Raw genomic sequence first — 24,212 nt, 5'->3', positions numbered from 1 at the left:
AGAATAGCTCTCCGTCGACCGCATTGTCAAAAGCGGATCATCACGGGTTGATCTCGAAGGCGTCTTGTACGCCGCCGAACTCTCCGGGTGACCCGCACGCCAGGAGGATTTTTGCCCGCGACGCTCAAAGACATCGCCGCCCGCATGGGGCTCTCTGTCGCAGCTGTCTCGATGGCAATGAACGGCAAGCCGGGGGTCTCGGAGGAGACGCGTGAGCGCGTGCACCAGGTGGCCGAGGAACTCGGCTACCGCATCAACCGCTCGGGCCGCTCGCTACGCACCTCGCGCACCGGGGCCATCGGCGTCTACTTCCCCTCAACGGTGTTGCAGTATTCGCTCTACTTCGCCGAGGTGACACGCGGCATCGCCGCCGAGCTCGCGAGCACCGACCACTCCCCCATCTTGCTGCCGTCGGCGCTCGACACCGGTGATGTGCAGGACTTCCCCGCGGTCGACGGCTTCATCGTCGTCGAGCCTCACTCGGACGATTTGGGCATGCGCGAGCTTCTCAAGGGCACCGTGCCGACGGTGTGCGTCGACCCGCCGCCGGCCGATGCGGCGCGGCCCTGGGGGGTCGTCGAGTCTGACACCCAGGCGAGCACGATCATCGCGCTCGACCGCATGCTCGAGCGCGGCACGGGAAGCCCCAGTCGGCCCGGCCTCCTCACCGTCGAACGCGTCTCCGAGTGGACACTCACGATCGAGGCGGTCTACCTCGACTGGTGCCGCAGGCGCGGGATCGAACCCGAGATAATTCTCATTTCGGCTCAGGAGAGCAACGAGAAGGTGCACCAGCAGCTCAGCGAGCGACTTACCGGGGCGCCGGGTGCCTGCGACGGCCTCTTCGTGTGCGGCGAGGGCGTCGCAGTGCGCATCGCGGGCGTGCTACGCACTATGGGGCACACGGTCGGAGAGAGCGTGCTGCTCGTCTCTGGCGTCGACAGCACGATGATGCAGTTCCACACCCCGTCGATCACGTCGGTCGACATGAACCCGTTCGTGTACGGGCAGCGTGCGGCCCAGATGATGGTGGAGCTGCTCGCAGCACCCGAGCGCCCGGCGCAGACGCGCACCGAGCTGATCGAGTCACCGCTGGTCGTGCGCGAGAGCTGCTGAACTGAGGCCCAAGCGCCCTGGCGCCACGTATGGTGCCCCAGATAGGAATCGAACCTACGACACCTTCTTTAGGAGAGAAGTGCTCTATCCACTGAGCTACTGGGGCGAAAACTGCGCGGTCACCATGCTATCGCGCGCGTGCGGCGGCTGACGCCACCCGGCTCGCGTGCCCCGGCGCGTGGCGGCGCGTGGCGGCCCCGGTGCGCGGCGTTAAACATGTCGGAAACGAGAATTATCCCGGAAGGAAACGGCCCTGGGCGTCCGGAATGATTGTCATTTCCGACATGTGTGACAGGGGGGCGGCGGCTGACGCAGCGGCAGGGCGGGCACGCGGCGCGGCCAGGCGCAGCCAGGTGCGGCGCAGCCAGGCCGCGCAGCCACCCCACACACAGCAAACGGGGCGCCACCCGAAGGTGACGCCCCGTTTGGGAAGAAGTGCTTAGCCGATGCGGACGACGACCGGGCTCGCGTTCGGGCTCCAGGCGCCCGCAACCACAGTCTGGTTGCCGCTGTAACCACTGTGCACTGCCATGCCGTTGCCGGCGTAGATGGCGACGTGCTGGCCGGGCCAGATCAGGATGTCACCGGGGGCGTAGCCACCCGAAGTCACGACGCTGCCGTACCGGGTGTACTCGCCGACGGCGGTACCCAGGTCGCCTGCGCCGAAGCCGATCGCGCGAAGCGCGCGCTCGAGCAGGACGGTGCAATCCTGGTTCGCACCCAGCTGTGCGTACGCAGCGCCGAGGAGGCCGCTCGCGCCCGAACCGCTGGGAAGGTCAGCGCCGCCGGCGCCGCCGCCGTTGGCAACCGCCTCGGCCGCCTTGGCAGCCTTCTCTTCAGCAGCCTTGGCTGCCTCGGCCTCAGCGACCTTGCGCTGCTCGGCTGCGATTTCGTCAGCCGTGGTGGCCTGGGGAAGTTCGATGGCAACTGTCGTGTCGACGTCTACCGTGGTCAGCTGCTGGGCGGGGACCAGGTCCGGCGCACCATCAACAGTCTGAGTCGCGTACGCGGGCATTGCGAAAGTTGCGGCCAGGCCGGCGCTCAGCGCCACACCTGCGGCAACTCGAGTGCCCTTCTTCAGCTTCGAACCAATGGTCGAAATGGACTGACGCGTCACCAGTTCGGTGCCGGGGGTCTGTGCCAATGCTCTACCTCACGTTTGCTGATCGGGGATTCGGTTCCTACTGGAAGCAGGAGCCTCGACCAGCGTAACCGAAGATCACGGATATGTCACGCTCAGGCCAAGATCCGCGTAATCCTGCGGTTCCGGGGCCGAAAGTCGCTCTGGGTCGAGGCATTTCCCCAGGAAAAGCGCGTGGCCCGCGGCATCCGCCGCAGGCCCCACACCAGCAGGATCCTGCCGAAACGCAGTCAGCGCCTAGATCACGCCCTGCGCGACCATCGCCTGGGCCACCGTGACAAAGGAGGCCGAGTTCGCCCCGAGAACGTAGTCCCCCGGGCGGCCGTAGCGCTCAGATGCCGCAAAGGTGGACTGGTGCACGTCACGCATGATGCCGTGCAGGCGCGACTCGCTCTTGCCGAAGTCCCAGCGCTGGCGCGAGGCGTTCTGGCTCATCTCGAGCGCCGAGGTGGCGACGCCGCCCGCGTTGGCCGCCTTGCCGGGGCCGAACAGCACGCCGGCCTCCTGGAACGCGGCGACCGCCTCGGGGGTGGTCGGCATGTTGGCGCCCTCAGCGACCGCACGGACCCCGTTCCGGATCAGCGCCTGTGCGCCGGCAAGCGGCAGCTCGTTCTGCGTTGCGCACGGGAAGGCGAGCTCGCCCGGCACGTCCCAGACAGAACCGCCCTCGACGTAGCGGGCACTGGGCTTGCGGTCGGCGTACGCCGAGATGCGCCCGCGCTCGACCTCTTTGATCTGCTTGAGCAGCTCGAGGTCGATTCCAGCCTCGTCTACGACATAGCCCTGCGAATCCGACGCGGTGATCGCGCGGCCCCCCAGCTGCGCGATCTTCTCGATCGCGTATGTGGCAACGTTGCCCGATCCCGACACGATCGCGCGACGATCCTCAATACCCTCGCCGCGGTGCGCCAACATTTCCTCGGCGAAGTACACGGCGCCGTATCCGGTCGCCTGGACGCGCACCTCCGCGCCGCCCCAGGCCTTCCCCTTGCCGGTGAGCATGCCCGCCTCGTGGCGGTTGGTGATCTTGCGGTACTGCCCGAAGAGGTAGCCAATCTCGCGCCCGCCAACGCCAATGTCACCCGCGGGCACATCGGTGTGTTCGCCGAGGTGACGGTACAGCTCGTTCATGAAGCTCTGGCAGAAGCGCATCACCTCGGTGTCGCTCTTGCCGCGGGGGTCAAAGTCCGAACCGCCCTTGCCGCCGCCGATGCCCTGACGGGTCAACGCGTTCTTGAAGATCTGCTCGAACCCCAGGAACTTGATGATCGACAGGTTCACGCTCGGGTGGAAGCGCAGTCCTCCCTTATAGGGGCCAAGCGCCGAGTTGAACTGTACGCGGAAACCGCGGTTCACCTGCACCTGGTTCTGGTCATCGAACCACGGCACTCGGAACACGATCTGTCGCTCGGGCTCGATCATGCGGTCGAGCACTCCCGCCTCGACGAACTCAGGGTGTTCCTCCAGCACCGGCACGAGCGTGTCGAGTACCTCGTGGACTGCCTGCAAGAACTCCGACTCGTGCGGACCGCGCATCTGCGCGACCCCTGCGATCCTTTGCACATGCGCTTGGGCGGCGGTCAGCGTCAAACTGGGCTCCTCTGTATCAACTCCATTGATGATCTGCCCGGCGACGAACGCCCCGGACTACTGCTGCGCGACGAAGATGTGGGTGGCTACCTCGTGAGGAAGCTCGATGCCCGCATCGAATCCGTCGACCTCCACGAGCACGTACGCGCCCGCCGAGGAAAATGTTGCAGTGTTGCCGGGCTTCACACCCGACTGCCCCAGCTGCCGCAGCAACTCAGGATCCACCTGCACCGGTTCGGCGAGGCGACGAATAGTGGCCAAGGCGCGCGTGCGTCCGCCCGAGAGGAGTTCGGGCACGCCGATGACTCCCGCGGAGAACGATGCAGCGGGCACTTCACCCAAGTCTTCAAGTCCCGGAATCGGGTTTCCGTAGGGCGACTCCGTCGGGTGGTCGAGAATGGTGAGCAGCTTGCGCTCGACCTGCTCGCTCATGACGTGTTCCCAGCGGCACGCTTCGTCGTGCACGAACTCCCATTCGAGCCCGATCACGTCGGCGAGTAGGCGCTCGGCCAGGCGGTGCTTCCGCATCACCTGCACGGCCTTCTTGCGCCCCTCGGGGGTGAGTTCGAGATGGCGTTCGCCCGTGACGACGACCAGTCCGTCGCGCTCCATTCGCCCGACTGTCTGCGAAACGGTGGGTCCAGAGTGGCCGAGACGTTCCGAAATTCGGGCGCGCAGCGGGGTGATCCGCTCTTCTTCGAGCTCCAAGATGGTGCGGAGATACATCTCCGTCGTATCAATCAGGTCGGCCATAGCGCGCTCCCTCCTGCAGTGTTTCGCCTGTCCGCCAGCCTATCGCGCGCACGAGAGGGTTCCGAACCCGGCGTAAGATCGTGCCATGGCCGACATCACGATCCCGTCTTCCCTTATGCCCGCCGATGGTCGCTTTGGGTGCGGTCCGTCGAAGATCCGCACCGAGCAGCTGAACTTCCTGTCGCGGCTGCAGCCCGGAGTTCTGGGCACCTCGCACCGCCAGGCCCCGGTGAAAGACCTGGTTGGAAGCGTCCGCGCGGGCCTGCTCGACCTGTTCCGCGCACCTGAGGGCTACGAGATCCTGCTCGCCAATGGCGGCGCGACGACCTTCTGGGACTCGGCGGTGCACTCCCTGATCGAGCAGCGCAGCCAGCACCTCACCTTTGGCGAGTTCGGCGCAAAGTTCGCCTCCGCCGCCAAGGCTGCCCCGTTCTTGCAGGATCCCTCCGTGCGCAGCGCCGCCGCAGGATCGCGGAGCGCAGCCGAGGCCGAGGCCGGGATTGACGTGTATGCCTTCCCGCACAACGAGACTTCTACGGGTGTTATGGCGCCCGTCACGCGCGTGCACGGCGACGCCGGGGCGCTGACCGTCGTCGACGCGACGAGCGCGGCGGGCGGCATCGACTTCGAGGCCTCCGAGACAGACGTCTATTACTTCTCCCCGCAGAAGAACTTCGCCTCTGACGGCGGCATCTGGTTTGCCTTGGTCTCCCCCGCCGCGATCGAGCGCATCGAGCGGGTCACGGCGTCGGGTCGCTACATCCCCGAGACGCTGAACCTCGCCGGCGCGATCTCGAACTCGCGCCTCAACCAGACGCTGAACACCCCGGCGCTCGCCACCATCGGCATGATGGACGAGCAGGTGCGTTGGATGAATGCCAACGGCGGCCTCGCCTGGGCGTCCTCGCGCACCGCCGAGTCCTCGGGTGTGCTCTACGACTGGGCCGAGCGGAGCTCGGTCGCGCGCCCCTTCGTCGAGAACCCCGAGCACCGCTCGCAGGTGGTGGTGACGATCGATTTCGACGACGCCATCGACGCTGCGGCGATCGCGAAGGTGCTGCGCGCGAACGGCATCGTCGACACCGAGCCGTACCGCAAGCTCGGACGCAACCAGCTGCGAGTCGCGACGTTCACGGCGATCGAGCCTGACGATGTGCGCGCCCTCACGGGCGCAATCGACTACGTGCTCGAGCGCCTGGGCTAACCGCAGAAACACTGCTGGGCCCGGGAAAGCGCGTGTGCGCCTCGGGCCCAGCAGCTGGCAGGCAACGAGTTCCGTACAACGTCGTTCCGGTGAACTCCAACATTCGCCAGTCTCGCGTGTGACGTGATCGATCCTGCTCCCCAACGGGCCAACGAGCGGGGGGACACTCACTGACCCGGGTCTGTATGGCTCTGCGGATTAACCCCCCGATCCTTGGCCATCCGCGGCCCCGTGTTCGGGTGCGGAGTCTGCGTGCGGGCCGGAGCCCTTCGGGGCGATGCCCCAGCCCTGCTGCGCCGCGGCGCGCGGCGCCGGCAGCGCGCCGACCCGGCCCATGCGCCAGACGTACGCCGTCAAAAGCGCAAGCGCGACGCCGATGCCGACCGCCCACCAGGGGAACCCCGGGATGTCGGGCGCTTTCCCGGCATCATTGATCGCCCCGATGGGAGTCGGCGTGATGCGCTCACCCGTCACCAGGATCCGGTGGCTATTGATGCCGAGCGGGGTACACGTGACGAGCGTCACGAGGTCCCTGCCGTACTCGGGGTAGAGCGCCTGGGTCTCGCTGGGCTCGACCACCTGCGTCTCAACCACCTTGTAGCTGATCACCTCGCCGAAGACCTCGATTGTGAAGATCTCCCCGGCCTTGACCTGGTCGAGATGGGTGAAGAGCTCGGCGCTTGCGAGCCCGCGGTGCGCGGTGAGCACGGAGTGCTGGTCGACGCCGCCGACCGGGAGCGAGGTACCTTGCAAGTGCCCGACACCCCGCTCAAGCGTCTGGTCGGACGTGCCGTGGTAGATCGGAAGATCGACGTCAATTGCGGGAATGCGCAGGCGCGCCATCGCGCCATCAGCGCTCGCCGGCAGCAGACGGTCGTAGTCGAACTCGCCACCTTCGGTGCCTGCGCCTGTGGGGACGTTGGTGTTCGCTCCGACAAGCGCACCGCCAACGAGTGCCTCGTTGTATGCGCGCGCCCGGTCGATCTCGGCCTCGCGCTGCGTCGTCGCCGCGCTACTTGTTGAAACCTCGACGGACTTGATGATTTGCGATTGGGCGTACTGCGAGAACCACGAGGCGACGCCCGGGTAGAGAAAGATGAGCAGCCCCGTCAGCGCCAGCAGCGCCGTGAAGAACGCGAAGCGCGGGAACCGCCAGGAGCCGGCACGGGCCGGTGCGGCCTGCGGCTCCTGATCGATGATCGTGCTCATGGCGTCCTCCTGGGCGGCACTGATGCAGTCGGTGGGGGTTGGGTGAGGGCGGGGAGGCCGAAACCTCCCCACCCTCTTCTGGTGCGAGCGAGCTCGCTACTGGAAGGTGCCCTGGCGGCGACGCGAGGAGGCCACGAGGGCCACTCCGCCTGCCGTCAGGAGCAGGGCGAGCCCACCGAGCATGAACATTGTCGTGCCGGTCGAGCCGGTCAGCGGCAGGTTCGGGCCGTTCTGCTGGGTGTTGTTGATGGTGATCATTGTCGGGTCGTTCTCACCCGCGGCGTTCACCGTAACCTCGGTCCACGCGGCGTCCCCTGTGGGAAGCGCGTACCCGGCCGGGGCCTTCGTCTCGAGCAGCCAGTAGTCCTTGGTGAGGACCCCTCCGTTGCCGACCCACAGGCCATCGACGACGATCTCGCCCGAGGCATTGGTGGTGTACGTCGCGATAGCCGGACCACCCTTCGTCTCGTGCAGCGTAAACTCGGCACCGGCGAGCGTGTTGTTGGGCGCCTGCGCGGCCTTCTTCACGACCGTGAGCGGTCCCCAGTTGGTCTGCGGCATACCGGTCTCGCGAACTGAGTCGTTGACGTTCACGAAACCCTGGTTGTTGATCGTGCCGTCCTCGCCGAGCGAGATCACCTTGGTGGTGTACTCGATCGTGACGTCCGTGCCCGCGACGAGTGTGTTTCTCGTGTCCAGGTTCAGTTCGACGATCACATCGCCGCTGCGCGTGTAGCCGGCAGGACTTTCCGATATCACCACGCCGTCGACCTTCACTACCAACCCGGTCAATTCCAGCCTCGGGTCGATGGTGTCAGTGATCATGAACTTCGTGTAGGTGTCGCCTGCACCGAGTTCCGGCACCGGTGCGGTCACTGTCCAGACCACCGAGGATCCCAGGGTGAGTCCGTCAGGTGCAGAGACCGTCTTCTCGGGCACCGTGGTGTTCAGCTTGTTCTTCGGATAGACGTGCACGTTGTACAGCCAGGTACTGTTCGTCGCGTCGGGGTAGGGAACCGATACGAGGAACGGCTGCACCGGCGAGACGATCGGGTTTGCGCCCGGGCTTGTCTCGGTTACCAGGTAGAGACCGTACGGAAGATTCGGTACAACGGCGATGCCGCCAGCGCCCGTCGTCGCGGTGGTCCCAGCCGCCAGGCTGAAGGGTGCGACACTGACGTTGGCTGGTGTTGCCGCCTGTGCGACATCCCATCCGGCCGCCGTCGTCAAGTCGATCGGGGCCCCGTCGTTGCTGACTCGCTGGATGCTGAACTCAACGCCCACCAGCCCCGCGCCCAGCGCCGCGATCTGTGCCGGATCGGTAATCGCCGTCCCGTTGCCCGCTTCGCCGGGTTCTCCAGCGTGCTTGTGAATGGTGAGCGTTCCCGTGGTGCCCGTAATGTTCGAAGGGCTGGGGGCGGGGTCTGCAGCCGATGCCGCGGTGCCGATAGCCGCGGTGCCGATTAGCGCCAGAGCCAGTGCACCGATGAGGGCGACGGCTCGTCTACCGAGCCCTCCCCGTTGTGACGTGTTCATGTCTGTTACCTCTCCTCGGGGCGCATCATTGAGCACCCGGTTAGTGGAACTGCCTGTGATTGGAATTGTTGAGCTTGGTGGGGGGCTGTCGTGCGAATCACCTCATCCGCACGCCCCAGGTTTTCGGGCGGCGCGGGTCATGGCGTCATCACCGGCCTCCGGAAGCGCCTCCAGTACACGACGCTCATGAGCGCCGCCAAGAGCCCGATGCCGGTCCCCCAGAGGGTGAACAGCTCAGTACTCATTCCACCGGTGAGGGGGAGCGCGACACCGTTTTGCTGATCATTCAAGATCGACCCTGCCGCGATGATTGTCCCGGCGTTGGCTCCCGTGACGACGACGGGGAAGCTTGCGCCGCCCTGGTAGCCGGGAGGCGCCTTCGTCTCCGTGACGGTGTAGCTACCCCAGGAGAGATCGCGCAGCTCGAACTTGCCAACGGCCGGGTCCATGTCCGGCCCCGAACACGGGGCGCTTACGCAGTCGGAGATCTCGTCGGCGGGAACCACTGGCGAAGTGCCGACAATCTCCCATTCCGACCCGGCAAGCAGCTCGCTCGAGCCGGTGGCCACTTTCGACCAGCTCACCCCGCCCGGCTTGTCATCATTCACGATGGTGCAAGTCACGCTTGCGCCCATAGGGACGCTCACGCTGCCGTTTGTCACGGGAAGACTGCCCGCCGCACTCGCACAGGTCCATGCCTCCGGGGTGTACCCTGGCACCCCTTCCTCACTCAGCGTGTAGTCACCGGGAACCACGAGCCGGTTAGTGACGGTCGCTTGGGTCGTCTTGCCGCTGACATCTGCGGTCGGTCCAGCCGCCGTCAGCGTCCAGTCCGCGATCACACTGGTGCCGCCGTTGTCATTGGTCAGCGACTTCACGAGCGTGAGCTTCGTCTCGCAGGTCACCGTGTTGGTGACTTCGAAAGTGTTCGGGCCTTGAGCGAGATTCACCGTGTACGGAATCGCCTCACTGATAGTGCCAGCGTTCTGTTTTGTGACGAGCTTCGAGGTCATGGTGCAACCGGGAAGCTTCTGCGTGTCGATTGTCGCAATCTCATTGATTGTGACTGGATTGCCGGTGACGTAGTTCGCGCGCACCGTGCCCCAGGCCTGGTTTGTTGGGTTCGGGTCGGTCGGCCCGGTCAGTGTGAGTTGAGCTGCGAGACCGTCCGGCAGAGATCCCTCGTCTCCGGGGATCTGGTAGCTCTCGGAGTTGCCCAGTCCGTCCTCCACCACCCAGTTCTTCAAGACTTGAACAGTTGCGGCGAGGCTGGGGGCCCGGTTGTACACCGTACAATTCACAGCCTCGGTGCTTGGCACACTCACCCTGAACCCGTCAGCCGGATTCCCGATCGGTACGACGCTTGCTCCGGTGACCAAGTTTCTGCACACCGCGTTTTGTCCGCCAACTGGAACCAGAGAGTAGCCAGGTTGCTGGGTTTCAGTGATTGTCACATCACCGCTCAGGTTCCCTCCCGCGAAATCAAGCGGAAAGGCGACCGTCCCGGTGCCGTCAGCAACGGTCGTCTGCACCGGATCCGGTGCCGTGAGTCCGCTCGGATTTGACGCAGTGAATGTCCAACCGGCAACTGCCGGCGCAGCACCGACAATCGATCCGACCGGCGAGGTATTCGGGACCACCATTTTGGTGACGGTGAGTTGTCCAGCGCAGTTTCCGAGGGCAAGGGCGCGGAGCGCATTTCCGACTGCTGCATAGTTACTGGTTTGGAAATAGTCCGCCGAAGAGCCGTTCGACGAACCGTTGTAGGCCGTCTGGCCGGAAATGGCTCTCAGATTCAGCGCATTCGCTGCGCCTGTCGCGCCGCTACCGACGCCGAAGGCGATGACTCGAGTGCCGTTCGCCTTGATCGCGTTCGCCGAGAAGATACCGTTCTCTGTTTCGACGAACCTGGTCTCCCCGCCGCTTCCCTGCACTGGGCTCGAGAAGTATGTCGGACTGCCGTCCGTGATCACGATGACGACGTCATAGTGGTTTCCGGGAACATTTGCCGCGGCCGGCACCGCCAGCCCCCTATCCCAATTCGTCCCGCCAGTGGAGGTCCAACCGCTGTACCTGGTTTTGAAAGCGGCCGCTTGGGAGGGTGTCGCCACCGACGTCAGCGATGGATAGTTTGCTCCGCTCACGGACGGGCTATTCGTTGAGAACGAGAAGAGCGCCATGCGGGAAGGAGTACCCACGAGAGCGTCAACGAACGCGTCAGACGCGTCCTTGAGGTCCTCGATCGCACTTCCCACCGAACCCGAAGTGTCGAGCACCAGCGCGGCGCTAATGCCACACGCTTGAGTCAGGCTCGGATTCACTCGCGACTGTTGCCACGTCCCGCCCGATGCCGTGGCATCCTCATCAGTACTAAACATGAACTGGCTCGTCGAACGGTATGTCTGGCCGGCGCGAAGGAGGGTCCCCGTCTGGAATCTGTATGCAGTGGACGTACCAGCACCGGTACCATCTCCAGTCCGCAAATTCGGATTGGTGTACCACCCCGCGGGCACCCCGTTCGCGGGCTGCACCACCCAGAAACGAGCGTCTCGATTCGGGCCGCCCGTGCCGGCACCCGGGACAGCAAAGGTGCACTCACCGTTTACGTCGGACACACAGCGCGCCCAACCGGCGCCGTCGCCAGCAACCCCGTCAGGACGAGTGCCGCTCGGGGCCGATCCTCCGGTGTTCAGGTAGAGCACCACTCCCGCCAGGTTAGTCACTCCGCTGACCCCGGTCCGATCTCCGCCAACCTTGACGATGATGTTCGCCGGTGTCGTGAACGTATGGGTGAACGTGCAGTACGCGTAGCGCGTCGCGGGTGTCCCGAGGTTGTTGTTGCTGCGGTACCCGAACGCGACAGTGCGGGCGTTCGTGTCTACATCGGTGGTGTTGTTCGAGTTGCCTGATGGCTCGGCCGTGGTGCAGGCGAACGTGGTGGTATAAAGCGCCTGTATTGCGGGAGTTGCGGTCGCGGTGAGGGAATACACCGCCTTCGTCGATCCGCCCACATTGCGCGGAACCGTGCGGGTCTGCCCATTCGTGAAGGCGTACTCGTCGAGGGCCGGGTTGTTCCGGACCGCCTTGAGCGCCCAGTCCGCGGTCGTTGCTGTTCCGCCGCCCGTGTTGACCACCACATTGGTCATCCGCAGCCCAGCGCAATCACTGGTGTTGCCACAGTCGGTGGCGATGAGTGCGAACGGCGTGATCAGGTCAGACTTCGCCGCTGACGGCGCCGTTGACTCGTCTACCGGTCCCTGCTTCGTTGGCACCGTCAACACCAGGGTTCCCAGCGGATCGTCCGCCGATGCTGCGCTCGCGAGTTCTTGCCAGCTCGTGGCGTCGCCGACGACAAAGCCTTCTGGGGCAGCTGCGGGCCGAACCCGGAAGTGTTCGTTCGCAAGCACATCGTGCGCGACTGCCGGGTCAAGATCGTGGGTGAGCTGTTTGACCAGGAATACCCCCGCTTCGGGGTCGAGGTCCGCGCCCACATAGTCGGGTTGCCCCGCGTTGTCCGTAACCGTGGCGGATACTACTCCCTGCCATTGGCTGCCATTGCCGTCGTCCGCTACCTCTTCGTTACGAGGACCCTCAACCATGATTGAGGTGTCGCCCACCAGCACATCGCCGTCGTCGGCGACACGCCAACGCAAGTAGGGCGGTTCCGGGACTGCGGGAGCGTCAGCTGCAGGCGCGGGATCACTCGGCGCTTGAGGTGCCGGAACTGCCGCCGGTTCGGGGGCGGGAACGGGGGCCTCAGCGGTCGGGGGTACCTCGGCCGGAGGCGTTTCTGCCGGGGGAACTTCGGCAGCTGGGGCTTCAGCCGGCGGCGCCTCCGGGGCCGGCGCTTCAGCCGGTGCCGTTACGGTTGCGTCGGGGGCAGGCTCGACGATCTCTCCCTCGGCCATCGCCGGCGACGCGCCCATCAGCACCAAGGCCACAACGGCGAGAGCCGCGGACAGCTGCCTGAATCGTCGAGGCTTTCCGCTTCCCCCTTCGAGCCCCCGAGCGGAATGCGTGCCTCGGAATGACTCATCTCGACCGGTCTCGGTCCGTCCGCCCCGGTGACGTATCGGGGTACTGGGAAGCTTCATTGCGTCCTCGTCTCCATCTGATCGGAGGACTGTGCGGAACTGATGTGCAGGTGCCCAACTGCGTGAATCCCCCGTTTGATGTGAACGCTAGGTTTGGGGGAAATCTCGGGGCATCCGTGAGGATTACGTATTTAGCCTCTGCGCGGGCGCACAAACGAAAAGGACCGCCGCATCAGCGACGGTCCTTCGCCCCGTGATTCCGGGGAAGTTCAGGCGATTCTTACTCTTCTTCGTCGTCGTCCTCGTCAGGATCGAGGCGATCCTCATCGTCGTCGTCGGAATCGTCGAGGTCACCCTCGGCTTCACCCTCGTCGTCCTCGTCGTCGTCCTCGCCGTCAACGTCGACCCCATCGATCTCGTCGTCAAAGTCGCTGAAGTCGTTCAGCAAGATGTCGCTGTCCGGGTCGTCATCGGCGTACGCGTCCCCCTCACCCTCAGCAAAGTCGGTCACGCCTGACTCGGCGTTCTCTGCCGCATGCAGTTCCTGGGCCTCGCGGTACTGCGCCAACCGCTCAGACCACGGTAGCCAGGCCGGGGCCGTGAGCGCGCCGGGACCGGGCAAAAGCTCGACCTCGAGTACGTTCACCGCGGATTCCTCGTCGACGCGCGCCACAGCGGCCGCCCAACGCCACCCCGGGTAACCCGGCATGGTGTTCTCGAAGAACAGGGTCAACACGTGAATTCCGTTGACCTCGTGCCCAGCAGGCTCGCCAATGTTTGCCGCGTCGGTAATCTCGGCAAGCGCGGCGCGCGCCTGATCGACCGCGGCGAGCAGCACCGGATCCGGGTCAATCGGCTCTGCGAGAGCTGCCTCAGCCTCGATGGGGGCAGCCTCTGTCTCTGCCGCCGCCTCTGCAGGAGCACTCTCAACGGCAACCGTCTCGATCGCCGTCTCCGCGGGAGAGACCTCGGCCGTGGCCGTCTCGTCTGTCTCTTCCGGGCTATGCATCGAAGTCGTCCGCAACTCGGCGCAGCATGGTCGCGATCGTGCGCGCCTGCGCGCCGTCCGGGTACTGCCCGCTCTGCAGCCGGCCCCCCACCGCGTCGAGCAGCTTCACGAGATCCTCAACGATCACGGCCATGTCGTCGGCAGGCTTCCGCCGAATGCGCGCGAGCCGCGGCGGCGCGTCAACAACCCGTACCGAGAGGGCTGCCGGGCCGCGACGGCCATCGGCGATGCCGTACTCCAGCTTCATACCCGGGCGCACGGTAACGCCCTCGGGCACCACGGATCCGTGCAAGTAGACCTGCTGTCCGTCGTCGCCAGCGATGAAGCCGAAGCCCTTCTCATCGTCGTAGAACTTGACCTTGCCAGTTGGCATGCGTCGTCCTTTCTTCTTGGGTGCGACCCGAGTCACCCCGGTCGCTCGCGCCCGAGGCGCGGATCGTCGTCACGCGTATCGGTGCTTGCCGTTCATCAAGTCGGTGATGAATCCGAAGCTTCGCGTTGTCTCCAGTCTATCCGCGTGGGGCTGGGGAGGTAGGCTAGAAGAGATGTCTGCTGAGACCAGTTCCCCGTCGCGCCTCGAGCGCGTCCTTGCCTATGCCGCCGTGACCATCGTGGCGCTCGCCGTGCTGGCGTTTTTCGTGACGCTGATCATCGGCCTGACCGGCTCGGGTCGCGAGATTCTCGCTTCGGGCGGCTGGCCCCTGGTGGTGTGGACCTCCTATATCGGGCTGCCGATCGGTTTCGTACTGATCATCACCCTGCTGATCGTGAATAATCGGCGTCGAGCCAAGGACAATCCGCGGGATGCGCGCCGCTAAGCGAAGCAGTCTTTCCCGGTGAGCGGCACACTCGCGCTCGCCGGAGCAATCGCCAGCCTGGATCGGGCGGCTTTGACCCGCCTGGTGGGCACTCGCCCGCCGTCCGGCCCGACAGCGATTCAGGATCCGATCGGACTTGCCACAGCGCTGCTGCGACCGGACTCGTTGAGCCGCGCCCTCGCCGCCGCAGACCGGGGCACCCTCGCCGACATTGCGCGCCTCGGCCGTGGCGAATCTCTCGCGGCCGACGCCGCTGAGTCACTCCGCTCGCTCGGCCTCGCCGGGCTTTTGGGCGGGGTCACCGTGCCGCTGCCCGAGGTCACCACCGCGCTCGAACGGGCACTCGCCGCTGTGACGATCGACGTGGCGGACCTTGATCATGCCGCGCTCCCGTCTCCCCCCGTCTCGGTCGAGCCGTCCGCCCCGGGCCGCGCCGACCACTGGGTCGAGCCCGCGTTTACGCTCACCCAGCGGGCGGCGGCGATCCTGCGGGCCCTCACCGGCACCCCGGGTCACGTCCGCCGACGAGGCGTTGTCGCCGCGATTACGGTGAAGGCGCTCGCTGCGGCCGCGCACACCGAGCCCTCATCGGTGATCCGGATCCTGCCGATGCTCTCGCTCGCCGGCCTCACGACCGTTCCCGAGCGGGCAGGGAACAGCGACAGCGACGGTTCTCGTCCGCTCGTCGTGACCCCGCGCGCTGCCGATTGGCTCCGGCTGCCGCACCCCGAGCGCTGGCTCGCGCTTGCGACCGCGCTGCTCGCCGGCATGCCACTCGCGGTTCGTGGCCTGCTCACCGAGCCGGGAGCCTCGCTCGACTCCGCGACCGGCTCCGGGCTCCGCGACCGGTTCCCCCTCGCTACCGACGAGGTGCGCGAAGCCGCAGCCGAGTACTGCGCCTCCGCCAATGAGGCGGGCTTCGCACCCTGGGGCCAACTGAGCGAGCCCGCCGCCGCGCTGCTCGCCGGCGACTGGGACCGCGCGCACGAGATCGTCAGCTCCGCCTTTCCCGCCCCGGTAAATGGCGTCTACGTGCAGCCCGATCTCAGTGTCGTCGCCCCCGGCCCGCTTCGCCCCGACGACGAGCAACGACTGATCGAGCTCGCCGACCTCGAACAGCTCGGCATCGCCGCCGTCTTTCGACTGTCGTCCAGCTCGCTCACCCGCGCGCTCGATCGCGGCTGGACCGGCGAGGAAGCCCGCGAGTTCCTTGAGCACCTCTCGCTGACCGGGATCCCCCAGCCCCTGGCGTACCTGCTCGACGAGGTCGAGGCACGCCACGGCAGCATCATCGTCGCCGCACACAACGGCGACGGCGCGCGCAGCCGCATCACTGCCGAGCGACCCGAGCTGCTCGACGCGATGCTGGTGGACCGATCGCTCCAGCACCTGCGGCTAACCCGGCTGGAACGTGCCGCGAAGCCGATTGCGCTCTCGCGGCTCTCGCCGGAACACGTCGCCGCCGCCCTGGCCGACGCCCGCTACCCCGTGACCGTCCCGGGCTCGCACCAGGGACCGCCGTCCGATCGCTGCGCCGCCCAGGCTGCGCCCAGGATGACGCCGTTCGCGCCCTCGGAGATTCCCGACCACGCGCCGCTGAGCCCCGCGCTCGAGGCGATGGTGTCCCGGGTGAGCGCCGCGGCAGAGAGCCAGCCCGAGGCAGGTGATTTCGTGCGCATCCTGGAGCTCGCCATTCGCGATCGCACCGTCATGGACCTCGTGGTGCACGCGAGCGGCCGAGACTGGCCGCTGCGCATGCTGCCGCACGCGGTCGCCAACGGGCGAGTCCGCGGCATCGACCCGGGCGCTGACGTCGAGCGCACCCTCCCCCTCGCCTCGCTCGTCTCCGTCGCGCCGGTGCAGGACGCGGACGGCGCTCTCTAACTCCCGTCCCGCCCGCTCTCCCCATCGAGAAGTCTCAATCTGCGGCATCCCGTGGCGCGAAGCCGCAGATTGCGACGGCTCGGCGGAGGGCCTGACGCGCGCGGGCACGCGATCAATCGGCGGGCGCGGCAGCCGGTTCACACGTGGGCCGACTAGGCTAGACCGCTATGACACTCGGCCCGCTCATCGTTCAAAGCGACCGCACCGTCCTCCTCGAGGTGGCGCACCCCGACGCAGAGGACGCGCGGCACGATCTCGCGGTATTTGCCGAGCTCGAGCGGGCTCCCGAACACATCCACACCTACCGGATCACGCGGCTCGGACTCTGGAACGCGCGCGCCGCCGGGCACACCGCCGCCGAGATCCTCGAGACGCTCGACAAGTACGCAAAGTTTCCCGTACCGAGCGCCGTCTCGGTGGACATCAACGAGACCATGCACCGCTACGGCCGCCTCACGATCGAGCGGGACGCGGAGGGCCAGCTGATCCTGCGCTCGGACGAGCCGCCCATTCTGCGCGAGGTCACGAGCGCGAAGGCCATCGCCCCGCTGCTCGGCAACCGCATCGACGACCACACCTACCCGGTCGAGGCGTGGGCGCGCGGCCAGCTCAAGCAGGAGCTCGTGAAGCGCGGCTGGCCCGCCGAGGACCTCGCCGGCTACACCCCCGGCACGCCACACCCGATGGCCCTGCAGGAGGACGGCTGGGTGCTGCGCGACTACCAGCGCCGCGCCGTGACCAGCTTCGAGACCGGCGGCTCGGGGGTCGTCGTGCTGCCCTGTGGCGCCGGCAAAACGATCGTGGGCGCCGCCACCATGGCGTCGGTGCAGGCGAACACCCTGATCCTGGTCACCAACGCGGTGTCGGCCCGCCAGTGGCGCGATGAACTCCTCAAGCGCACGACGCTCACCGAGGACGACATCGGCGAGTACTCGGGGCAGCGCAAAGAGGTCAAGCCGGTCACCATCGCGACCTACCAAATCCTCACCAGCAAGCGGAAGGGCGAGTACGCGCACCTGTCGCTGCTCGACGTGCTCGACTGGGGCCTCATCGTGTACGACGAGGTCCACCTGCTCCCCGCACCCGTGTTCAAGCTCACCGCCGAGCTGCAGGCGCGTCGGCGCCTGGGCCTCACGGCGACGCTCGTGCGCGAGGACGGCCGCGAGAGCGATGTCTTCTCGCTGATCGGCCCGAAGCGCTACGACGCCGCCTGGAAGGACATCGAGGCCCAGGGATTCATCGCGCCCGCCGCCTGCTTCGAGGTCCGCGTCGTGCTGCCCGAGTTCGAGCGTCTCGAGTACGCGGCCGCAGAAGACGCGGACCGCTACCGGATCGCATCGAGCGCCCCCGCGAAGCAGACCATCGCACGCCGGATCATCGACAAACACCCGGACGAGCAAGTGCTGGTGATCGGCCAGTACATCGACCAGCTCGAGGCGATGAGTGAGGCGCTCGGCAGCCCGCTCATCACCGGCCAGACCCCGGTCGACGAGCGCGAGCGGCTGTTCAACGCGTTCCGCGCCGGCGAAGAGCGGATCCTGGTCGTCTCGAAGGTCGCCAACTTCTCGGTGGACCTGCCCGATGCCTCGGTCGCGATTCAAATCTCGGGCTCGTACGGCTCGCGGCAGGAGGAGGCACAGCGCCTCGGCCGGCTGCTGCGCCCGAAGGCGAACGGGGCCACCGCCTCCTTCTACACGCTCGTCACGCGCGACACCGTCGACCAGGATTTCGCACAGAATCGCCAGCGGTTCCTGGCCGAGCAGGGTTATTCGTACACGATCGTGAACGCCGACGACCTGTAGGGCGATCCGAGCAAGCTTTGCGGCTTTCAGCAAGCTCATAGCTAACGGTCAGATACTGGGACACATGACCGGTAACAAGGGACCACGTATTCTGATCGTCGACGACGAGCCCAGCATTCGGGAGCTCCTCACGACGAGCTTGCGCTTCGCCGGGTTCGGTGTGCGCTCCGTGTCAAACGGCGCGCAAACCATCTCGGCCGTGCTCGAGGAAGAACCAGACCTCATCATCCTCGATGTCATGCTGCCCGACATGAACGGGTTTAGTGTCACCAAGCGCCTGCGCTCGGCTGGCTACACCGCCCCCATCCTCTTCCTCACGGCGAAGGACGACACCGAGGACAAGGTGATGGGCCTCACCGTCGGCGGCGACGACTATGTCACCAAGCCGTTCTCGCTCGACGAGATCATCGCCCGCATTAAGGCCATCCTGCGCCGCACCATCCAGGAAGACGAGGACGCCGTCATCACGGCGGGCCCGCTCACCATGGACCAGGACACGCACGAGGTCAACATGAACGGGACGCCGATCGAGCTCTCCCCGACCGAATTCAAGCTGCTGCGCTACCTCATGCTGAACCCCAACCGGGTGCTCTCGAAGGCGCAAATCCTCGATCACGTGTGGGAGTACGACTTCAACGGCGACGCTGGCATCGTAGAGTCGTACATCTCGTACCTGCGCCGCAAGCTCGATCAGCACTCGGACGACTCGCTGATCCAGACGAAGCGCGGCTTCGGCTACATGCTGAAGATCGACCAGAAGTAACGACGGGTAGCCGTGTCGGGTCGGTCACTGAGCAAGCGCTGGGCGAATGTATCGCTCCGCGCAAAGATCACCGGGGTGACGGTATTTATCCTCACCCTGGGACTTCTCGTGGCCGGCGCCGGCACGCTCTCGTTCCTGCAGCCGCAGCTCATCGCGAAGCAGGACGCGGAGCTGCGCCAGCTCCGGGTTGACCCCACGCTGGCGCTCGGCCCGGGTGCCAACTCGGCCAGCATGACCCGCGACGACGTCCTCTACGCGCCCGACCGCTACTACGTCGCGGTGCTCGACTCGGACGGCGTACTGCTCTACGACAACTTCCGCTCACACCCCGCGGGCAGCGGGCCGACGATCCCGATGCTCACCACGAACTGGGTTGCCGAGAACGGCGACCGCAGCTTCACGATGCGCGCGGCCGACAACTCCGAGTGGCGCGGCATCGCGACCCCCATTCACTCCTCGACCGACACCGAGTCCGCCAGCGGCACCCTGATTATCGCCGCGTCCACCGCCGCCGTGAACAGCACAATGGCGCAGTTCGTGACGATCTTCTCGGGGTTCGGCCTGGCGGTGATCCTGCTGGGGGCCGCCCTCACCCGAATACTCGTGACGACCACGTTTGAACCGCTCGCGGAGGTCGAACGCACGGCGCACGAGATCGCCGCCGGCGACTTCTCCAAACGCATCACGGTCACGAGCCCGACCACCGAGGTCGGCCACCTTGGCCGCTCGCTCAACACCATGCTCGACCGCATCGACGACGCCTTCACCGATCGCGCGCGCACCATCGACCAAATGCGGCGCTTCGTCGGCGACGCCAGCCACGAGCTGCGCACCCCGCTCGTTTCGGTGCGGGGCTACGCCGAGCTGTACCGCATGGGCGCGCTGCAGACGCCCGAGCAGGTCGCCCAGGCCATGGGCCGCATCGAGGGCGAGGCCGTGCGCATGGGCTCGCTCGTCGAGGACCTCCTCGCGCTGGCCCGCCTCGACGAGAAGCGCGCCTTCGAACAGCGCGCGCTCGACCTCATCCCGCTCGCGCGAGACGCCGCGCTCGACACACAGGCGCAGGATCCGAGCCGCACCGTCACCGTGATTGTCGACCCGTCCGCCGTCGACGCCGGTGCGACGGTCGCCGCGATCGATCCGGCACCGGCAGGTGCCCGGCAACGCGGCGCCCCGAAGCGCGTCTTGCCGACCGTCCCGAGCGGCGAGGACGATGTCGTCGCTCCGGCCGAGCAGCAGAAGGCCGCCAAGGCGGCGCCCGCGACCCTCGCAACCGGCGCCATCGCATTCGGCAGCCAGGCCCTCGCTCGGCTGCGCCGGAAGGGCCCGGGCGACGGTAGCCAGCTGGCCGATGCGTCGAGCGTCATCTCCGATTCAGGCCCGCTGCCGCTCGTGTACGAGCCGCGGCGCCCCATCGTGCTGGGCGACGAGCACAAGGTGCGCCAGGTGATGTCGAACCTCATCGGGAACGCACTACGGCACACGCCCGCGGGCAGCCCGATCGACATCGTGGTGTCGGTCGCCCCGCAGCGCGGCACGGCCCGATTCGACATCGTGGACCACGGCGAGGGCATCCCCGAGCAGATCCGCGAGCGCATTTTTGAGCGGTTCTGGCGTGCCGACACGTCGCGCAACCGCGAGACGGGCGGCTCCGGCCTCGGGCTCGCCATCGTGTCGTCGATCGTCGCGGCGCACGGCGGCACGGTCGTTGCACGTGAAACTCCCGGCGGCGGCGCGACCTTCAGCGTCGAGCTTCCACTCGCGTAGCGACCACGCTCGGGCCCGGCACCGGCCTAGTCGTTGCTTTCGGGGTAGATGCTGCGGGTTTCGGTCCGCCGGTTCCGCGACGTGAAGAGGTCCGACAGGTACCACTTGGGTAGGATCTTGGCGACCGCGAGCACGGCGTACATCACGGTGTTGATCGCAACGAACGCGGCGAGCACGGCGAACCAGTCCGATTGCAGTGTCGACTCGGGCAGCAGGATCCCGGCGTGCACAGCGTCGGTCGCCCAACTCTCGATCATCATGCGTTCCCCTCGCGCTCAGACTCCGCGGCCCGCTCGGCGTTCCTGTCTGGCCCCGCGCCCTCCGCCTCACTCTCGGACGCGACCCCGTTCCCCCAGGCCGCCTTACGCCCCAGGCTGATCTCGAGCACTCCGGTGACGTACACCACGTTTAGGAACATATCGAAGAAGAGCTCGGGAAAGAGCGCCAGGGCGAGGAGCCGGGCCCGTGGCCCCCCTGCCCACACCGTCACGACGCGCTCGAGCAAGAAGAGCGAGCCGACCCCGATCCAGAACGGGAACCAGATCCAGTGGTCGAGCGAGAGGAACGTGACGATGAGGAGAAGGAAGAAGGAGCTAAGCGCGATCACGCTGTATCCGATTCCGAGCTGTTGGGCCCAATACCGGAACGTGTGCGGGGTGAGTCGGTAGCTGCCCAGGTTCTCGAGCGCTCCACGCTGCCACCGCAGGCGCTGCACCCAGAGTTCGCGCCAGGTCGGCATGAGCTCCGTCACGACCTGGCACTTCTCGGGCGAGATCATCAGCCCGCCGAGCGACTTGATCGCGAGCGTGAGCTCGTTGTCCTCCGTGAGCGCCATGGTGTCGTAGACGTCGCCGGGCCTGCCGGGAAGACCTTTACCCCGCTCGCCCGCCACAGTGCGCATTGCCGTGGCCCGAAAGACGGACGCCGTCCCCGTCAACACGAAGACACGGCCTCGGCGTCGAGCGATCTCGCGCCGATACCGCAGGTACTCGTTGCGCTGGAACTGCCCGATGAGGCCGTGCCCCTCCTCCCCGACGAACAATCCCCCGACCGCCATGAGCGCGCGGTCGCTCGTGAAGCGCTGCGTCGCGGCAGTGAGGAAGCCCGGGTCCAGCACAGTATCGGCGTCGACGACCATTACCAGGTCGTTGGGGCCCATGCCCGGCAGCAGCGTCTGCAGCGCCTGGTTCAGTGCGCCCGCCTTCTTCTCCCGGTTGCCGACCGTCGCGAACACCTCCGCGCCGTGGGCTCGGGCGACACCAGCGGTGTTGTCGGTGCAGTTGTCGGCGACCACAATGATGCGCGCAGGCAGCTCCTCCTGTGCGAGCACCGCGCTCAGCGCCGCAGCGATGATCGCCTCCTCGTTGTGCGCCGGCATCAGCACGGTCACCGTAATCGGGCCGGAGAAGACGCCGCGGGTCTGCTCCATGATGACCTTTGGGGCGAGCGGTGTGCTGACCGGGTTGCTCGAGCGCCGCGAGCGAACGGCCACGCTGCGTTCGAGGAGCGCGATGCTCGCCGCGAAAAATAGCGCGAGCGCGATGGCTGAGATCACGACCTGCGGGTCGGGCGCGGTCGTGCTGTAGAAGATCTGCCAAATCCCAAAGATTGCTCGGGTCGCAGGCTCTGAAATCGGCAACGGCTCGTCGATCGCGAGCGTGAAGAAGAGCAGCGCAGCGGCGCCGCCTGCGACCAGGAGCACCCCCACCCCCGCGAGGCGTTCAAATCCACGACCCGTCATAGAAAAATCCTAGCGATGATTGCGCCAGAGCGGAGCGTCAGTTCTGGATCTCGTCCACCGGCGCATAGCCCCGGCATACGAAAAGCGGGGCAGCGGCCCGAAGGCCACTACCCCGCTTATGCGCAGGCTGGACTAGAAGTCCATGCCACCCGTGGGGTCGCCGCCGCCTGCAGCTGCGGGCTCCGGCTTCTCAGCGACAACGACCTCGGTGGTGAGGAAGAGGCCGGCGATCGAGGCTGCGTTCTGCAGCGCCGAGCGGGTCACCTTGGCGGGGTCGAGGATGCCCTGAGCGATCAGGTCACCGTACTCGCCCGTCGCGGCGTTGAGGCCGTGACCGTTGGGGAGCTCCGACACCTTGTTCACGACAACGCCGGGCTCGAGGCCCGCGTTCATCGCGATCTGACGCAGGGGCGCCTCGATGGCGACCTCGACGATGCGAGCGCCAACGGCCTCATCACCGGTGAGGTTCAGTCCAGCGAAGACAGCCTTGCCGGCCTGGATCAGCGCGACGCCGCCGCCGGGCAGGACACCCTCTTCGACAGCAGCCTTTGCGTTGCGGACTGCGTCCTCAATGCGGTGCTTGCGCTCCTTGAGCTCGACCTCGGTAGCCGCGCCAGCCTTGATGACTGCAACGCCGCCAGCAAGCTTCGCGAGGCGCTCCTGGAGCTTCTCGCGATCGTAATCGCTGTCCGTGTTCTCGATCTCACGGCGGATCTGCGCGACGCGACCTGCGATCGCGTCTTCCTCGCCTGCACCCTGGACGATGGTGGTCTCGTCCTTGGTGATGATGACCTTGCGGGCACGACCGAGCATGTCGAGGGTCGCGTTCTCGAGCTTCAGGCCGACCTCTTCCGAGATGACCTGTCCGCCCGTGAGGATCGCGATGTCCTGCAGCATGGCCTTGCGGCGATCGCCGAAGCCGGGAGCCTTGACGGCAACCGACTTGAAGATGCCACGGATCTTGTTGAGCACGAGGGTCGCGAGCGCTTCGCCCTCGACGTCCTCGGCAATGATGAGGAGCTGCTTGCCCGACTGGATGACCTGGTCAACGACCGGGAGGAGATCCTTGATGCTCGAGACCTTGCTGTTGACGACGAGGATGTACGGATCCTCGAAGACAACTTCCTGGCGGTCTGCGTCGGTGACGAAGTACGCCGACAGGTAGCCCTTGTCGAAGCGCATGCCCTCGGTGAGCTCGAGCTCGGTGCCGAACGTGTTCGACTCCTCGACGGTGACGACGCCTTCCTTGCCGACCTTGTCGATCGCCTCGGCGATGAGCTTGCCGATCTGCTCGTCAGCGGCCGAGATCGACGCGGTTGCCGCGATCTGGTCGGTGGTCTCGATGTCCTGAGCGTTCTCGAGGAGCTGCGCCGTTACAGCGGCAACGGCCTTCTCGATGCCCTTCTTGATCGCGATGGGGTCGCTGCCGGCGGACACGTTGCGGAGGCCCTCACGGACCAGCGCCTGTGCGAGCACGGTCGCGGTGGTGGTGCCGTCGCCTGCGACGTCGTCAGTCTTCTTGGCGACCTCCTTGACGAGCTCGGCACCGATCTTCTCGAACGGGTCGTCCAGCTCGATCTCCTTGGCGATGGAGACACCATCGTTGGTGATCGTGGGGGCGCCCCACTTCTTCTCGAGCACGACGTTGCGACCGCGGGGACCAAGGGTCACCTTCACGGCGTCGGCGAGAATGTTGAGACCGCGCTCAAGGCCGCGGCGGGCCTCTTCATCAAAGGCAATGATCTTAGCCATAAGTGTTCTCGATCCTCCAGGATGTTACGAGTGGAATTAGCACTCGAGAGATCGGAGTGCTAACCACAATCTTGGCACTCGCACCCTGAGAGT

General features: G+C 66.4%; 18 protein-coding genes and 1 tRNA gene. 7 read left to right on the top strand and 12 right to left on the bottom strand.

Going from position 1 to position 24,212, the window contains the following annotated elements; translation table 11 throughout:
- Positions 1-111 precede the first annotated feature (111 nt).
- Positions 112-1,116, top strand: a complete 1,005-nt coding sequence (locus tag KOE53_RS08195) for a LacI family DNA-binding transcriptional regulator (RefSeq protein WP_188058106.1) — start codon at positions 112-114, stop codon at positions 1,114-1,116.
- 30 nt (positions 1,117-1,146) lie between these two features.
- Here KOE53_RS08195 and KOE53_RS08190 read toward each other — a convergent pair.
- The 4 genes from KOE53_RS08190 to KOE53_RS08175 all read right to left on the bottom strand — a co-directional run bounded on the left by KOE53_RS08190 (position 1,147) and on the right by KOE53_RS08175 (position 4,600).
- Positions 1,147-1,222: transfer RNA gene (locus KOE53_RS08190), tRNA-Arg, on the bottom strand.
- Between the two features lie 333 nt (positions 1,223-1,555).
- Entirely contained in the window at positions 1,556-2,260 is a 705-nt protein-coding gene (locus tag KOE53_RS08185; protein ID WP_188058105.1) for an NlpC/P60 family protein, read from the bottom strand.
- Between the two features lie 234 nt (positions 2,261-2,494).
- On the bottom strand, positions 2,495-3,841 hold the full coding sequence (gene gdhA, locus KOE53_RS08180; protein ID WP_255499226.1) for an NADP-specific glutamate dehydrogenase: 1,347 nt from the start codon (positions 3,839-3,841) through the stop codon (positions 2,495-2,497).
- A gap of 63 nt (positions 3,842-3,904) precedes the next feature.
- Positions 3,905-4,600, bottom strand: coding sequence for an iron-dependent transcriptional repressor DtxR (locus tag KOE53_RS08175; protein ID WP_188046727.1), 696 nt, complete (start codon positions 4,598-4,600; stop codon positions 3,905-3,907).
- 85 nt (positions 4,601-4,685) lie between these two features.
- Between KOE53_RS08175 and serC the strand changes: the two genes are divergently transcribed.
- Complete coding sequence (gene serC, locus KOE53_RS08170; RefSeq protein WP_188058104.1) at positions 4,686-5,804, top strand: phosphoserine transaminase; 1,119 nt, start codon at positions 4,686-4,688, stop codon at positions 5,802-5,804.
- Positions 5,805-6,002: 198 nt separating this feature from the next.
- Here the strand turns inward: serC and KOE53_RS08165 are convergent, their stop codons facing one another.
- The 5 genes from KOE53_RS08165 to KOE53_RS08145 all read right to left on the bottom strand — a co-directional run bounded on the left by KOE53_RS08165 (position 6,003) and on the right by KOE53_RS08145 (position 13,965).
- Positions 6,003-7,013, bottom strand: a complete 1,011-nt coding sequence (locus tag KOE53_RS08165) for a class C sortase (protein ID WP_188058103.1) — start codon at positions 7,011-7,013, stop codon at positions 6,003-6,005.
- 96 nt (positions 7,014-7,109) lie between these two features.
- The gene (locus KOE53_RS08160) at positions 7,110-8,549 is read right to left on the bottom strand and encodes a SpaH/EbpB family LPXTG-anchored major pilin (protein WP_188058102.1); all 1,440 of its coding nucleotides are present in this window, start codon (positions 8,547-8,549) and stop codon (positions 7,110-7,112) included.
- 137 nt (positions 8,550-8,686) lie between these two features.
- A complete protein-coding gene (locus tag KOE53_RS08155) occupies positions 8,687-12,202 on the bottom strand; it encodes a SpaA isopeptide-forming pilin-related protein (RefSeq protein ID WP_188058101.1) in 3,516 nt (1,171 codons plus the stop codon).
- A gap of 661 nt (positions 12,203-12,863) precedes the next feature.
- Positions 12,864-13,592, bottom strand: a complete 729-nt coding sequence (locus KOE53_RS08150; protein WP_188058100.1) for a DUF3027 domain-containing protein — start codon at positions 13,590-13,592, stop codon at positions 12,864-12,866.
- A complete protein-coding gene (locus KOE53_RS08145) occupies positions 13,585-13,965 on the bottom strand; it encodes a cold-shock protein (protein WP_188046721.1) in 381 nt (126 codons plus the stop codon). Before KOE53_RS08145 ends, KOE53_RS08150 begins: the two co-directional genes overlap by 8 nt.
- A 172-nt stretch (positions 13,966-14,137) precedes the next feature.
- On the opposite strand from KOE53_RS08145, the gene KOE53_RS08140 reads away from it, so the two are divergent.
- The 5 genes from KOE53_RS08140 to KOE53_RS08120 all read left to right on the top strand — a co-directional run bounded on the left by KOE53_RS08140 (position 14,138) and on the right by KOE53_RS08120 (position 20,626).
- Positions 14,138-14,410, top strand: coding sequence for a hypothetical protein (locus KOE53_RS08140; RefSeq protein WP_188046720.1), 273 nt, complete (start codon positions 14,138-14,140; stop codon positions 14,408-14,410).
- 18 nt (positions 14,411-14,428) lie between these two features.
- The gene (locus KOE53_RS13855) at positions 14,429-16,294 is read left to right on the top strand and encodes a helicase-associated domain-containing protein (RefSeq protein WP_188058099.1); all 1,866 of its coding nucleotides are present in this window, start codon (positions 14,429-14,431) and stop codon (positions 16,292-16,294) included.
- Positions 16,295-16,461: 167 nt separating this feature from the next.
- Positions 16,462-18,096 carry a DNA repair helicase XPB gene (locus KOE53_RS08130; protein ID WP_188058098.1) on the top strand — a complete coding sequence of 545 codons (1,635 nt, stop codon included), beginning with the start codon at positions 16,462-16,464 and terminating at the stop codon, positions 18,094-18,096.
- 64 nt (positions 18,097-18,160) lie between these two features.
- Positions 18,161-18,859 (top strand): response regulator transcription factor, encoded by a 699-nt coding sequence (locus tag KOE53_RS08125; protein WP_188046717.1) that lies wholly within the window; start codon positions 18,161-18,163, stop codon positions 18,857-18,859.
- Between the two features lie 75 nt (positions 18,860-18,934).
- On the top strand, positions 18,935-20,626 hold the full coding sequence (locus tag KOE53_RS08120) for a sensor histidine kinase (protein ID WP_353055612.1): 1,692 nt from the start codon (positions 18,935-18,937) through the stop codon (positions 20,624-20,626).
- A 26-nt stretch (positions 20,627-20,652) separates the two neighbouring features.
- Here KOE53_RS08120 and KOE53_RS08115 read toward each other — a convergent pair whose 3' ends face one another.
- From KOE53_RS08115 to groL, 3 genes are all read right to left on the bottom strand, one after another.
- Positions 20,653-20,886, bottom strand: a complete 234-nt coding sequence (locus tag KOE53_RS08115; protein ID WP_241095448.1) for a hypothetical protein — start codon at positions 20,884-20,886, stop codon at positions 20,653-20,655.
- A complete protein-coding gene (locus tag KOE53_RS08110; RefSeq protein WP_188058097.1) occupies positions 20,883-22,367 on the bottom strand; it encodes a glycosyltransferase family 2 protein in 1,485 nt (494 codons plus the stop codon). Before KOE53_RS08110 ends, KOE53_RS08115 begins: the two co-directional genes overlap by 4 nt.
- A gap of 132 nt (positions 22,368-22,499) precedes the next feature.
- The gene (gene groL, locus KOE53_RS08105) at positions 22,500-24,119 is read right to left on the bottom strand and encodes a chaperonin GroEL (protein ID WP_188045672.1); all 1,620 of its coding nucleotides are present in this window, start codon (positions 24,117-24,119) and stop codon (positions 22,500-22,502) included.
- Between the last annotated feature and the right edge of the window lie 93 nt (positions 24,120-24,212).

The sequence above is a fragment of the Leucobacter sp. CX87 genome (assembly GCF_018682295.1).
In the GTDB taxonomy this organism is placed as follows: Bacteria; Actinomycetota; Actinomycetes; order Actinomycetales; family Microbacteriaceae; genus Cx-87.
Note: the sequence above shows the minus strand (reverse complement) of the source record. Positions and strands in the feature narration are given on the sequence as shown.

What these genes read in the sequence shown, in the direction of transcription:
- KOE53_RS08145 (WP_188046721.1), bottom strand. Translation starts at nt 13,965, where the DNA reads ATGCCAACTGGCAAGGTCAAGTTCTACGACGATGAGAAGGGCTTCGGC.
- serC (WP_188058104.1), top strand. Translation starts at nt 4,686, where the DNA reads ATGGCCGACATCACGATCCCGTCTTCCCTTATGCCCGCCGATGGTCGC.
- KOE53_RS08165 (WP_188058103.1), bottom strand. Translation starts at nt 7,013, where the DNA reads ATGAGCACGATCATCGATCAGGAGCCGCAGGCCGCACCGGCCCGTGCC.
- KOE53_RS08150 (WP_188058100.1), bottom strand. Translation starts at nt 13,592, where the DNA reads ATGCATAGCCCGGAAGAGACAGACGAGACGGCCACGGCCGAGGTCTCT.
- KOE53_RS08125 (WP_188046717.1), top strand. Translation starts at nt 18,161, where the DNA reads ATGACCGGTAACAAGGGACCACGTATTCTGATCGTCGACGACGAGCCC.
- KOE53_RS08115 (WP_241095448.1), bottom strand. Translation starts at nt 20,886, where the DNA reads ATGATGATCGAGAGTTGGGCGACCGACGCTGTGCACGCCGGGATCCTG.
- KOE53_RS08140 (WP_188046720.1), top strand. Translation starts at nt 14,138, where the DNA reads ATGTCTGCTGAGACCAGTTCCCCGTCGCGCCTCGAGCGCGTCCTTGCC.
- KOE53_RS08110 (WP_188058097.1), bottom strand. Translation starts at nt 22,367, where the DNA reads ATGACGGGTCGTGGATTTGAACGCCTCGCGGGGGTGGGGGTGCTCCTG.
- groL (WP_188045672.1), bottom strand. Translation starts at nt 24,119, where the DNA reads ATGGCTAAGATCATTGCCTTTGATGAAGAGGCCCGCCGCGGCCTTGAG.
- KOE53_RS08175 (WP_188046727.1), bottom strand. Translation starts at nt 4,600, where the DNA reads ATGGCCGACCTGATTGATACGACGGAGATGTATCTCCGCACCATCTTG.
- KOE53_RS08130 (WP_188058098.1), top strand. Translation starts at nt 16,462, where the DNA reads ATGACACTCGGCCCGCTCATCGTTCAAAGCGACCGCACCGTCCTCCTC.
- KOE53_RS08160 (WP_188058102.1), bottom strand. Translation starts at nt 8,549, where the DNA reads ATGAACACGTCACAACGGGGAGGGCTCGGTAGACGAGCCGTCGCCCTC.